Annotated in this window: 11 protein-coding genes and 1 tRNA gene; 5 read left to right on the forward strand and 7 right to left on the reverse strand. The window is 51.8% G+C overall.

Annotation, left to right across the window (positions count from 1 at the left end; translation table 11 throughout):
• Nucleotides 1-51: 51 nt before the first annotated feature.
• Together NR177_RS21975 and NR177_RS21980 are read left to right on the forward strand one after the other, a co-directional pair.
• Nucleotides 52-321 carry a barstar family protein gene (locus tag NR177_RS21975; RefSeq protein WP_096011258.1) on the forward strand — a complete coding sequence of 90 codons (270 nt, stop codon included), beginning with the start codon at nt 52-54 and terminating at the stop codon, nt 319-321.
• Nucleotides 322-509: 188 nt separating this feature from the next.
• A complete protein-coding gene (locus NR177_RS21980) occupies nt 510-1,466 on the forward strand; it encodes an Rpn family recombination-promoting nuclease/putative transposase (protein ID WP_256853624.1) in 957 nt (318 codons plus the stop codon).
• Between the two features lie 245 nt (nt 1,467-1,711).
• On the opposite strand, the gene yhcN (NR177_RS21985) is transcribed toward NR177_RS21980, so the two are convergent.
• From yhcN (NR177_RS21985) to argR, 4 genes are all read right to left on the reverse strand, one after another.
• Nucleotides 1,712-1,975, reverse strand: a complete 264-nt coding sequence (gene yhcN / locus NR177_RS21985; protein ID WP_063877424.1) for a peroxide/acid stress response protein YhcN — start codon at nt 1,973-1,975, stop codon at nt 1,712-1,714.
• Between the two features lie 93 nt (nt 1,976-2,068).
• Entirely contained in the window at nt 2,069-2,341 is a 273-nt protein-coding gene (locus NR177_RS21990; RefSeq protein ID WP_256853625.1) for a YdgH/BhsA/McbA-like domain containing protein, read from the reverse strand.
• A gap of 75 nt (nt 2,342-2,416) precedes the next feature.
• Entirely contained in the window at nt 2,417-2,680 is a 264-nt protein-coding gene (yhcN, locus tag NR177_RS21995; protein WP_063877422.1) for a peroxide/acid stress response protein YhcN, read from the reverse strand.
• Nucleotides 2,681-3,173: 493 nt separating this feature from the next.
• Nucleotides 3,174-3,644 (reverse strand): transcriptional regulator ArgR, encoded by a 471-nt coding sequence (gene argR, locus NR177_RS22000; protein ID WP_013027416.1) that lies wholly within the window; start codon nt 3,642-3,644, stop codon nt 3,174-3,176.
• A gap of 552 nt (nt 3,645-4,196) precedes the next feature.
• On the opposite strand from argR, the gene mdh reads away from it, so the two are divergent.
• A complete protein-coding gene (mdh, locus tag NR177_RS22005) occupies nt 4,197-5,135 on the forward strand; it encodes a malate dehydrogenase (protein ID WP_145394825.1) in 939 nt (312 codons plus the stop codon).
• A gap of 50 nt (nt 5,136-5,185) precedes the next feature.
• Here the strand turns inward: mdh and mscM are convergent, their stop codons facing one another.
• From mscM to rsgA, 3 genes are all read right to left on the reverse strand, one after another.
• Nucleotides 5,186-8,521, reverse strand: a complete 3,336-nt coding sequence (gene mscM, locus NR177_RS22010) for a miniconductance mechanosensitive channel MscM (RefSeq protein WP_256853626.1) — start codon at nt 8,519-8,521, stop codon at nt 5,186-5,188.
• Nucleotides 8,522-8,526: 5 nt separating this feature from the next.
• Complete coding sequence (asd, locus tag NR177_RS22015) at nt 8,527-9,423, reverse strand: archaetidylserine decarboxylase (protein ID WP_256853627.1); 897 nt, start codon at nt 9,421-9,423, stop codon at nt 8,527-8,529.
• Between the two features lie 92 nt (nt 9,424-9,515).
• Nucleotides 9,516-10,565, reverse strand: coding sequence for a small ribosomal subunit biogenesis GTPase RsgA (gene rsgA, locus NR177_RS22020; protein WP_063877419.1), 1,050 nt, complete (start codon nt 10,563-10,565; stop codon nt 9,516-9,518).
• A gap of 100 nt (nt 10,566-10,665) precedes the next feature.
• On the opposite strand from rsgA, the gene orn reads away from it, so the two are divergent.
• Nucleotides 10,666-11,214, forward strand: a complete 549-nt coding sequence (gene orn, locus NR177_RS22025; protein WP_063881043.1) for an oligoribonuclease — start codon at nt 10,666-10,668, stop codon at nt 11,212-11,214.
• A gap of 153 nt (nt 11,215-11,367) precedes the next feature.
• Nucleotides 11,368-11,443: transfer RNA gene (locus NR177_RS22030), tRNA-Gly, on the forward strand.
• The last annotated feature ends 1 nt before the right edge of the window (nt 11,444 follow it).

Consider the following 11,444-nt stretch of genomic DNA (forward strand, 5'->3'; position numbering starts at 1 on the left):
ATATCCGGGCGGCCTCAGGTCGCCCAGAGCCGGATAACGGGAGTCGTCAGTATGAGAGTCGAGCGTTTTGATTTTAATGAGATTGTCGATCAGGCCCATTTCTTACGCCAGTTCTGCGATCGCTTCGCCCTGAAAGCGCGGTTTATCTGCGATCTCGATGGGCTCTGGGACGTCATTGTCAGCCAGGGGCTACCCATGCCGTTAAAAATTGAATTTGTGAATCTTGGCCAGGGGCAAAAACGCCGCTATGGCGCTTTAATTCTGTTGTTCGACGAGGCAGAAGAAGAGCTGGAAGGACAGCTCCAGTTTAACGTCGTATAACCTATCGCTCGATAGCATGCCACCACGTTAAGACATCCTCAGCGTTCGGTGGGTTAACCGGTCGCCGGAAGTGTGCAGCTACGGCAGAAAATCGATATTTCTCGACAGCCCTCGCAACCTCTTGTTTGGTTTCTCTTCAACTTTTTAGAGCGTGATAACCTGCGCCCGTTATGGTCTGGTCAGGTTAAATGAAAAGAAAAAAAAGCCCACTCACGCCCCACGATGCGACATTCCGGCAGTTTCTGTCTCAGCCCGCCATCGCGCGTGATTTTATGGAACTGCATCTTCCAGCGGAGTTTCTCGCTATTTGCGATCTGAGCACACTGAAGCTGGAGTCAGGATCTTTTGTTGAAGAGGATCTACGTCAGTATTTTAGTGATGTGCTTTACAGCTTAAAAACCACGGGCCGCGATGAGGGATATATCCATGTGCTGATTGAACATCAGTCTTCTCCGGACAGGCATATGGCATTCAGGATGATGCGCTATGCGATAGCGGCCATGCAGCGCCACCTTGATGCGGGATATAAAACGATCCCACTCGTGATACCGGTTTTATTCTACAGTGGTAAACGTAGTCCTTACCCTTTCAGTACCCGATGGCTGGACGAATTCACAACGCCTGCGCTCGCCGCTAAGCTGTACGGTAGCGCCTTCCCGCTGGTGGATGTTACCGTCATACCGGATGATGATATTGTCGGTCATCGCAGCATGGCTGCGCTGACATTACTGCAGAAGCATATCCATCAACGCGATCTGGCTGAGCTGATTGATAAACTAGCCCCTGTTTTACTCACCGGATATCTTTCTTCATCACAGGTTATATCGTTGGTACACTATATCGTGCAGGCGGGTGAAGCGTCTGATGCCGACGCTTTTTTACGTAATTTGGCACAGCGAGTGCCGCAACACGGGGACGCACTAATGACCATTGCCCAGCAACTTGAGCAGAAAGGCATTGAGAAAGGCCTCGAGCAAGGTATTCAGCTCGGTGAACAACGTGGTCTTGAGAAAGGACGCAGTGAGGGTGAACGTGCCGCCGCACTTAAAATCGCTCACACCATGCTGAAAAGTGGACTCGATCGCAGCACCGTCATCACAATGACAGGGCTGTCCGACGAGGATCTGACACAGCTTTCTCACTAACGTTTCTCTCTGTTAGCCGCTGGCGTGCTGATCGTATCGGCGGTCATGAACGGCTTTCCGCCACCGCCTCGCGATATCTGCCTACTGACATCCCTGAACACCGCGATAACCCCCTTTTATGCTGCCAGAACGGCTTCGGGTTCCCGGCATGGATCGTGACAAATGCCGGACTTTCTCTGTTTGACGGACATAAAAAAAGCCCCGGCGAGCGGGGCTAAAGGGTTCGTCATACTTAAGACGAGGAACTATTTATACAGCTGCGCGGTGATGTGATAGCTGTCACCGGTGTTCGCTTCGATAATTTTATAAGCGCTGGCACCTTGTTCATCTGCCTTCTGAGACAGCTGTGAACGGTAGTCGACAGGGGCACCTGCAACGCCACTGATGCTTACGGTTCCCACAGGTTGCAAGTTCTGCGTTTGGTCTGCTGTCACGAGTTGCGCTGCGGAAGCGCCAAAAGTCATTACGGAGAGCAGACTAACAGTTGCGATGGTTGCTTTGATTTTCATGATTTTTCCTCATTTATATCAACAACCTGCGGAATGAATAACATAGAGCGGGTCGTCGATCTTGTCAGGGGCGGCCGCCTGGCCGCGGATAGCTTATTTGTACAGTTCAGCGGTGACGTGGAAGGTATCGTCACGGTTGTTCTCAATGACGCGGTAGTGGCCTGCACCTTGTGCATCGGCTTTCTGCGACAGTACCTGGCGAATATTGGTCTGGTCGCCGTTGATACCACTCACGCTAATTGTTTGATTCAGCGGCTGCAGATTCATATCCTGCGCCTGTTGATTCGTTACCAGGCTGGCGGCGTTAGCACCAAAAGAGAGCAGTGAAGCCAGGCTCAGCGCGGCAATTGTTAATTGGGTTTTCATGATTCATTCTCCGGTAATAATGTTTAACCAGCGAACGCGTGGATAGCAGCTGGTTACCTGTCAGTACCAACGATTTTATTTGTACAGCTCAGCGGTCGCGTGATAGTTGCCATCGTTGTAGGCCTCAATAACACGGAAGGCTTTTGCACCTTGCTGATCGGCTTTATCGCTCAGTTGCTGTCTGATATCGGATGGCGCACCGGCCACACCACTGACACTGACTGTGCCGACAGATTGCAGATTCTGTGCTTGCGAAGCAGAGATATAATCTGCTGCTGAAGCGCCGAATGACAGGGCAGATAAAATGCTTAAGGCAGCGATGGTAGTTTTAATTTTCATAAAAGATGTCCTCGTCGTGGTTGTTCTTCTTTTTTATTAGTGTGATTCACATCACGAAAGTAAGTATAGGACTAATAACGGCAGAAATTAATACCTGCCTAATAATGTTTTGTTGACTCAATTTAACCTTATGGGATTTTTTTATAACCAAAAGTTATTAAAATTGTTGAAAAACCTATCTCAGGCAGGTAATTACGCATAAAAACAGTAAGATGCGTGACTTTAACTTTTAGTGCGAAAAATCATGGTCGATCTGGCTGCTTAACTATTTTTGCCTGGGTGATAGCGCCACTATTTGAATGTAAAGCAGTGTAAAATAGCGCGTAATGGTAAGTAGCATAAAAGGTATGACCAATATTTCTTGTTCTGAAAGCATCACAGCTTAATGTTAAATCATTGAAAAATAATGTATTTGGCGAGCGATGGTCTGGAGAAGGGATGAAAGAGAAAGGGCAGGGTAAACCGGCAGTGTGCTGCCGGTCAGGCGTAACGACTACAACTCTTGTTCAAACAGCACAAGGATCGCGTCGTGAAGTTGTTTGACGGTAAAGGCGCGGGCTGGGGTAATAAAGATAGTGTCATCACCAGCAATGGTGCCAAGGATACCTTCGGACTTACCCAGAGAATCCAGCAGGCGAGCAATCAACTGTGCGGCACCAGGACTGGTATGGATCACCACCAGCGCGTCATTGTAGTCAATGTCCAGAACCAGATTCTTCAGAGGGCTGGTCGTGGTAGGCACCCCGAGTTCGGCGGGTAAACAGTACACCATTTCCATTTTGGCATTGCGGGTGCGCACCGCGCCAAACTTTGTCAGCATCCGAGAAACTTTTGACTGGTTGATGTTCTCAAAGCCGTCTTCCTGCAGCGCCTGAACAATTTCGCCCTGAGAACTGAATTTTTCTTCTTTTAATAAAGCCTTGAAGGCTTTGATCAGATCGTCTTGTTTCGATGGGTTTCGCATAAGTTACCAGTAAACGTAAGAAAAACCGCGGTTCGGGCCGCAGTAAAGTCATTATTATGCATATAAATGAATTTTTATGCAATCGGTTGTTAATTGTACGAAGCGGTATCCATCGCGGGCGGCGATAATAGCAAAGAATTTACTCAGACCAAAACCCAGCTCACAGCCTGAAAAGGCAAAGGTTGCAAAGGTGTTATATTATTGATGAGGTAAGAAAATAAAAATGTACACTGCCGTTCTCTGTCTGCCGACGTCAAGATTGTCGGTCTCAGGTTATATCGATCACACTTTGGAGGGTTACCGGGTGGAAAGGCTGCATTTGTGAATGTCACTTACCCAGGGTAATGCTGACGGGACGAACAGGTCTGCCATCTGACTGCAATCCGGCGTGAGGAAGATAGTGGTATGATTACGTGCGTTTTTAATCCGGAGATTAAGTGCGTAAGCACGTAAAATAGTCGCGGATGCGCGTCATCGCCTGAGCAGTTGATTTAGGTCTGACACAGATGGAATTTCTGCTTTTCTCTGCCCCATCTTAATAAGGAGTTATGAATGAAAGTTGCCGTACTCGGTGCCGCTGGTGGCATAGGCCAGGCGCTAGCACTTCTACTCAAAACCCAGCTTCCCGCAGGTTCAGAACTTTCTCTCTACGACATTGCTCCCGTTACACCGGGCGTTGCGGTCGATCTTAGCCACATTCCTACCGCGGTTAAGGTCAAGGGTTTCAGTGGAGAAGATGCCACCCCCGCTTTAAAAGGTGCTGATGTCGTGCTTATCTCCGCCGGGGTTGCACGCAAACCCGGTATGGATCGCGCCGATCTGTTTAACGTCAATGCTGGCATTGTGCGCAATCTCATTGAGCAGGTTGCCACTACGGCACCTAAAGCGTTGATTGGGGTGATCACCAACCCTGTTAACACCACAGTGGCGATTGCGGCTGAGGTGCTGAAGAAACACGGTGTTTATGACAAGAATCGTCTGTTTGGCGTAACGACGCTGGACATTATTCGCGCCAACACCTTTGTGGCTGAACTCAAAGGTAAAAAACCTGGCGAAGTAGAAGTCCCGGTGATCGGCGGGCACTCTGGTGTCACTATTCTGCCGTTACTGTCTCAGGTTCCTGGCGTGACCTTCAGCGAGCAGGAAGTCGCAGATCTCACCAAACGTATCCAGAATGCCGGTACAGAAGTGGTGGAAGCGAAGGCCGGCGGGGGTTCAGCAACGTTATCTATGGGGCAGGCCGCCGCACGTTTTGGTCTGTCACTGGTCCGTGCTTTAAACGGCGAAGCGAATGTTGTGGAGTGTGCCTACGTTGAAGGCGAGGGTGAGCATGCCCGTTTCTTCTCACAACCGCTGCTGTTGGGTAAGAACGGTATCGCGGAGCATAAAGCTGTCGGTGCGCTGAGTCCGTTTGAGCAGCAGGCGCTGGAAGGCATGTTGGAAACCCTGAAAAAAGATATCGCCCAGGGCGAAGCGTTTGTGAAGCAATAATATCACCGCCCGAACAGGAAAACGCCCGGTCTGACCGGGCGTTTTTTATTTTACAGGCCGCCTGATTTAAAGGTCCGCGTTGTTGGCGCCCCCGTCCCGGCAGCGCTTTTTCTGCTTAAGGTTTCGACACGCATCTGGAACGGTGGGAACGGCATTTCAATGCCATGTTCGGCAAAGCCATGCAGGATAAGCTGATGTAATTCATGGCGAAGCGGCATGCGATGGCCCATCTCGGCCGCATGCACACGCAGTTCAAACAACTGTATGCCCTGTTGCAAATCCACCAGGAAGACTTCCGGCGGTGGTGTATCCAGGACATAGCTGCACCGTTCAGCCGCCAGTTTCAGCAAGGTAGTCACCTCCTCGCTGCTTACCTGCGCAGGCGCAGGGATGGTCAGCACCACGCGGGTGACGGAGTCTGACAGCGACCAGTTAACGAACTGTTCTGTGATAAAGGCCTTATTGGGCACAATAATCTCTTTGCGATCCCAGTCGGTAATTGTGGTGGCGCGGGTGTTAATGCGCGTAATACTGCCAGTCAGATCGCGAATAGTGACGGTATCGCCGATACGAATGGGTTTTTCAAACAGGATAATCAGACCGGAGATAAAATTCGCAAAAATCTCCTGCAGGCCAAATCCCAGGCCAACACCCAGGCCGGTCACCAGCCATTGTAGCTTCGACCATTCAATCCCAATCAATGAGAAGCCCAGCAAGCCACCAATCAGCAACAACAGATATTTAGTCAGTGTGGTGATGGCATAACCTGTGCCTGGCGACAAATCAAGATGCTGCAACAGCGCCAGCTCAAGCAGGGCGGGCATATTACGCACCAACTGCGTAGTAATCACGAACACCAGAATGGCGATCAGGACGGCACCCAACGTAATAGGTTGAATGCTCTCCACGCCCTGTACGGAGGTGTTCACATCCCATAAGCGGATATTCTCAAGGAAACCAAACGCAGAATGGATTTCTGACCACAGGACAATAAATGAGACCAGTGCAATCAGCGTCAGAATCGAACGCACCAGACGCAGTGACTGGGCGCTGATTGCATCTAAATCGATCACAGGCTCTTCAATTTCAATGACGTCAGTGTTTTGCGCCTGATCTTTTTCTTCTTCATTACGTGCGCGGTTGGCCAGCATGTCGGCCCGACGCTGACGTGCGCGATCGAAACCCAACCTGCGCCGTTGAATCAGCATCCAGCGGCGGATGATATGGTAAATAACCAGCAGGAAAAACCAGATTGCCACGGAGGTTTCCAGACGCGCCAGCAGCGCCTGAGCCGTTTCAAGATAGCCAATCATTGAGGCCAGCGCCGCCAGCAACGGAATGGCGATCATGATATTCCACAGCAGGCGGTTAATCATATTTTCGCCGTTACCTTCTTTATCAAGGTAAAGCGGAATACCCGCTCGCTTCAGGCTCACCGTGACAATACTCAGGGCACCGCAGATTAAAATAAAACACAGCCGGCCAAGCGTTGCTGAAAACAGGCGATCGTCAAGGTTGTCAAAGGTTATCAGCAGCATGATCAAGGGCACGATCAGGCCAATACTCAATGAGTAGTAGCGCATCGCGCGTGCCACGCGCACCTGCGGCCAGCGGAAGTGCACGATAAACAGGCCGTTAGAACGGGCAAACTGGGCGCTGACCATGAATATCCACAGCAGAGGCAGGGTAGCTGTGATGCCATCGCCAATGGCCACAGCGACAGGATAGGGCCAGGCATTTTGCAGGCCGTATCCCAGGGTTGCCCAAAGCACGGGAAGCGGAAGCGCCACCAGAATCGACCAGAACACGGTTCGGATGGTCAGGCGGAAGCGATCCTGAGTGACCTTGCCGACCTTGCTGGCTGAGCGCTCAAGAAAAGCATTGAAGTGACGACGTGTGCTAAGGCTAAAACCGACCAGCAGCACTGCACCCAGAATGGGTAAGACGGTACTGCGACTGGTAAACATCATCGCCAGGGCTTTGCCAAGCTGCCCCAGCGTATCCAGGGTCAGCAAATGGGACAGGCCTTTCGCCACGTCCAGAGGATAGCTTAATGAAATAGGGCTAACATCAGCCGTCCAGAACAGATAGCGATGTGTGGCATCTTTAACTTCGGTTAACGCATCCTGAAGCTGAGTATTGGCAACCTTGAGTTTGGTGATTTCCAGAATCAGCGTATCGCAGCCAGAAATCAGGGAATTCAGCAGTTCTCGTTGCGTTTTTAACTGTGCATCCAGAATACGCTTTTGGTCACTGGTAAAAGGTTGCCCGTCTGCCTGATGGGCTTTACGCAGTGCGTTCTGACGTTCAAGCAGATCTTCATAATGCAGGCGCTGGACGCGCAGCTGTGCCATTTCATTGTCGATCTGCTGCGACTTCGGCATATCAGGTAAACGCGCAACCTGCGCGCGAAGCGCATCACCGAGTAAGTTAGAGGCGCCCAGCCACTGAGACTGCTCCCGTAACGTCGCCAGCGCCTGACGTACCTGGATAATTTGATTCGTCGCGAGGCGCTGTTGCGACGCGACCAGATCCATGCGCTGCGCCTGCTGGTTCAGCGCACCAGATAAATCGCGGTTAACACGAAACTGCTCGCTAATCGCGGGCGGTAAATCGCCGCTGTTTTCCGCCAGCTGTTCCGTCCGTGCCAGCGCGGTTTCCGCCTCGCGCTGACGTTGCTCGTTCAACTGATTACGCAAAGCCTGCAGATAATTATCGAGCTGGGTCACTTTGCGCTGATGCACTTCGGCGCGCATGCGAGCCAGCTCCTGACGATTATTCGCTGACAGCTGCGCCAGCTCATACTCATCCACTTTGGCTTTGTTCGCGGCATTTTCTGCCTGGCGTGCCACTAGCTGGGCCTGACCGGCCGGTGTGGCAGCGCTGCCCGCGCTTTGTAAGCGCCGCTCACTCTCGGTTAACGCACGGCGCGCTTCTGTTTGCTGCTGCGGCAGCTGTGACAAGGAGTCACTGATCTCCCTGGCGCGATCCTGCTCCTGCTGCGCCTGGCGTCCTTCTTCGATCAACTGACTGCTGATTTGCAGGATCTCTTGTTCCAGCTCCGCGCTGCTCATGGTGCTGCGCACGCTCTTAGCGTTGTCGTTAAGCGTGGCGATCTGCTGCCTCAGCTCACGGGCAAGGCGCGGGAAGTCATCTATAACCTGCTGGTACTGTTGCGCGCGTTCGATAGCATCATCGCGTTCAGAAAGTGAGGCCAGGGCGGCCTCCAGCGACTGGATTTGCTCGGTTTGCGAGGCGGAATTTTTCGCTGCTTTGACCTCTTCCAACTGCTGTTTGAGTTGGCTGGCATCAGGCAGAGTGGCGGCTAGCGTGGCGGTGCTGAGCCAGAGGCTCAGCAGCAGACAAAAGATCGAACGCACGAACATAGGTTCTACTCGACAGCGTCAGGCGCGGTAGTCGTCAGTGGAAGGGCGATCGCCATAGGCTGGCCCAACCGAACTTTAGTTTCGGCCTCAAGGCTTTCTGCCAGTTTGATCCTGCCAGGCGCAAACAGATTGATAACGGTTGAACCCAGTTTGAAGCGGCCCATTTCCTGACCTTTAAGTAATACGACGGCACCGTCATGATCGGCTGCCGGGTAATGCCAGCGTTTGATAATCCCTTCGCGTGGCGGCGTCACTGTGCCCGCCCAAACCGTTTCAATGCTGCCGACAATGGTGGCACCCACCAGAATTTGCACCATAGGTCCCATATCGGTCTCAAAGTAACAAATTACGCGCTCGTTACGGGCAAAGAGATTAGGGATATTGCGTGCGGTCAGTGGATTAACGGAGTAAAGATCGCCGGGCACGTAGATCATTTCCCGCAGGATACCGTTACATGGCATGTGTACGCGGTGATAATCGCGCGGTGCCAGATAGGTGGTAGCGAATGCGCCATCACGAAACTGGGCGGCCATTTGCTCATTACCGGCCAGCAGGGCATCAATCGTGTAATAGTGGCCTTTCGCCTGGAAAATCTGGTCGCCTTCAATACGTCCGAGCTGGCTTATTGCGCCATCAGCAGGCAGAACAATCAGGCTGGCATCGGTATCGATCGGGCGTGCATCGTCTTTCAACGGGCGCACAAAAAAATCGTTAAAGGTGCGGTAACTGGCCGTATCAGGTTTACGCGCTTCCGCCATATCCACTTTGTAGTACCAGACAAAACCATCAATGACCAGTTTTGTCAGCCAGCCGCCGCGACGGCTTGCTCCCCAACCTGCAAGTTCAGTCAGCCATTTTTTTGGGAGAATGTGATTCAAGCCGAGTTTAAAACGATCAAACACCCTAGCCTCCTGGCTATCTTTCATAACATTGACAAAAAGGGAGCGGATTGTAACAGCGCCCCAGTCAGATGGCGAATACGTCGTTACGGGCCTTAATCTTCACTCTCAGCGAAGTTTTTCCGGCTTTTCATTTGTGCCATGCTTTCCAGAATACGGTGGTAGTTATAGAAGCGGGATTGATCGATTTTTCCGTTTTCAACGGCTTCACGAATCGCACAGCCCGGATCGGTGTCATGTTTGCAGTCACGAAACTTACAATCACCTAAGAATGCACGGAATTCGACAAATCCACGCGTGATTTGTTCCGGCTCAAGATGCCACAAACCAAACTCACGTACGCCGGGAGAATCAATAACGTCCCCGCCTTCTGGAAAATGATAAAGCCGGGATGCGGTGGTCGTGTGTTGACCCAGCCCGGATACGTCAGAAACGTCGTTAGTCAGAATGGCCGTCTCTTTCTGTTGGTCGAAGCCGAGCAGGGCATTCAGCAGACTGGATTTGCCTACGCCAGACTGACCCGCAAAGATGCTTATCCGGTCAGTCAACGCATTCTGCAGCGCATTCAGGCCATCTTTCGCATGGCTGGAAACCATCAAGACGCGATAACCAATCTTGCGGTAAATCTCCATCTGCTCATCAACCAATGCACGCGCGTTGTCATCCAGCAGATCGATTTTGTTCAGCACCAGCAGGGGCTCAATATCCAGCGTTTCGCTGGCCACCAGGTAGCGATCGATAATGTTCAATGACAGCTCTGGCAGAATGGCTGACACGATAATAATTTGATCGATGTTCGCGGCAATGGGTTTCACGCCGTCATAGAAGTCGGGACGCGTCAGAACGCTGGTACGCTCATGCACAGCCTCAACAATACCTTTGCCGCCGTTTAACGCGGGACGCCACACCACGCGATCGCCTGTGACCAGTGAGCGGATCGTGCGGCGAATATTACAACGGTGCGTCAGGCCTGCACTGTCCTCGACATCGGCATGCATGCCAAATCGGCTGACCACCACGCCTTCTGCGTCCTGCCCGAACATATTATCGTCCGCTTCCGGGCGCATTTTGCGCTGGTTTAAACGGCGATCGTGGTTCGCGCTGACGCGACGTTGTTGACCTTTCGACAGTTTATTTTTACTCACTCACCCTCACTGGTTTAGCTGGATTTCGCCCTGGGGGGCAAAACGTCTATGATACACCTTATTCACGATGAATGACGACTCAGCAACCACAGGTAACAGCATGGCAACTGGAAACGAAAATAATCTAATTTGGATTGACCTTGAAATGACCGGACTCGATCCGGAACGCGATCGCATTATTGAGATTGCCACTATCGTTACCGACGCCGACCTTAACATTCTGGCAGAAGGTCCGGTCATGGCGGTTCATCAGTCAGATGCGCAGCTGGGCTTGATGGACGAATGGAACGTCCGTACACATACTCATAGCGGTTTAGTGGAACGTGTGAAGGCCAGCAAGATTGACGATCGCGCAGCAGAAAAGGCGACCATCGAATTCCTGCAGCAGTGGGTGCCAGCCAATACGTCCCCGATTTGCGGCAACAGCATTGGGCAGGATCGCCGTTTCCTGTTTAAGTACATGCCGGAGCTGGAAGCCTATTTCCATTACCGTTATCTGGATGTCAGCACGCTGAAAGAACTGGCTCGTCGCTGGAAGCCAGACATTCTTCCGGGTTTCAAAAAGAGCGGATCGCACCAGGCTTTAGATGATATTCGCGAGTCTGTTGCCGAGCTGGCGTACTACCGCCAACACTTTTTGCAGCTTTAAACCGCAAAGGGTGCGCAGGAAATCGCCAGGTTGCTGCAATTATCAGCAAACGCATCAAAAGCGCAAAATTTTGCTGTAAGCATCTTGCAGCAGCAGCGATTTCTCGTATAATGCGCACCCCGTACCGGTGAAGAATTTATTACGGTACAAGGCGCGGGAATAGCTCAGTTGGTAGAGCACGACCTTGCCAAGGTCGGGGTCGCGAGTTCGAGTCTCGTTTCCCGCTCCAA

This window comes from Pantoea sp. Fr+CA_20 (assembly GCF_024520835.1).
Classification (GTDB): domain Bacteria; phylum Pseudomonadota; class Gammaproteobacteria; order Enterobacterales; family Enterobacteriaceae; genus Pantoea; species Pantoea allii.

What these genes read in the sequence shown, in the direction of transcription:
- NR177_RS21975 (WP_096011258.1), top strand. Translation starts at nt 52, where the DNA reads ATGAGAGTCGAGCGTTTTGATTTTAATGAGATTGTCGATCAGGCCCAT.
- NR177_RS21980 (WP_256853624.1), top strand. Translation starts at nt 510, where the DNA reads ATGAAAAGAAAAAAAAGCCCACTCACGCCCCACGATGCGACATTCCGG.
- yhcN (WP_063877424.1), bottom strand. Translation starts at nt 1,975, where the DNA reads ATGAAAATCAAAGCAACCATCGCAACTGTTAGTCTGCTCTCCGTAATG.
- NR177_RS21990 (WP_256853625.1), bottom strand. Translation starts at nt 2,341, where the DNA reads ATGAAAACCCAATTAACAATTGCCGCGCTGAGCCTGGCTTCACTGCTC.
- yhcN (WP_063877422.1), bottom strand. Translation starts at nt 2,680, where the DNA reads ATGAAAATTAAAACTACCATCGCTGCCTTAAGCATTTTATCTGCCCTG.
- argR (WP_013027416.1), bottom strand. Translation starts at nt 3,644, where the DNA reads ATGCGAAACCCATCGAAACAAGACGATCTGATCAAAGCCTTCAAGGCT.
- mdh (WP_145394825.1), top strand. Translation starts at nt 4,197, where the DNA reads ATGAAAGTTGCCGTACTCGGTGCCGCTGGTGGCATAGGCCAGGCGCTA.
- mscM (WP_256853626.1), bottom strand. Translation starts at nt 8,521, where the DNA reads ATGTTCGTGCGTTCGATCTTTTGTCTGCTGCTGAGCCTCTGGCTCAGC.
- orn (WP_063881043.1), top strand. Translation starts at nt 10,666, where the DNA reads ATGGCAACTGGAAACGAAAATAATCTAATTTGGATTGACCTTGAAATG.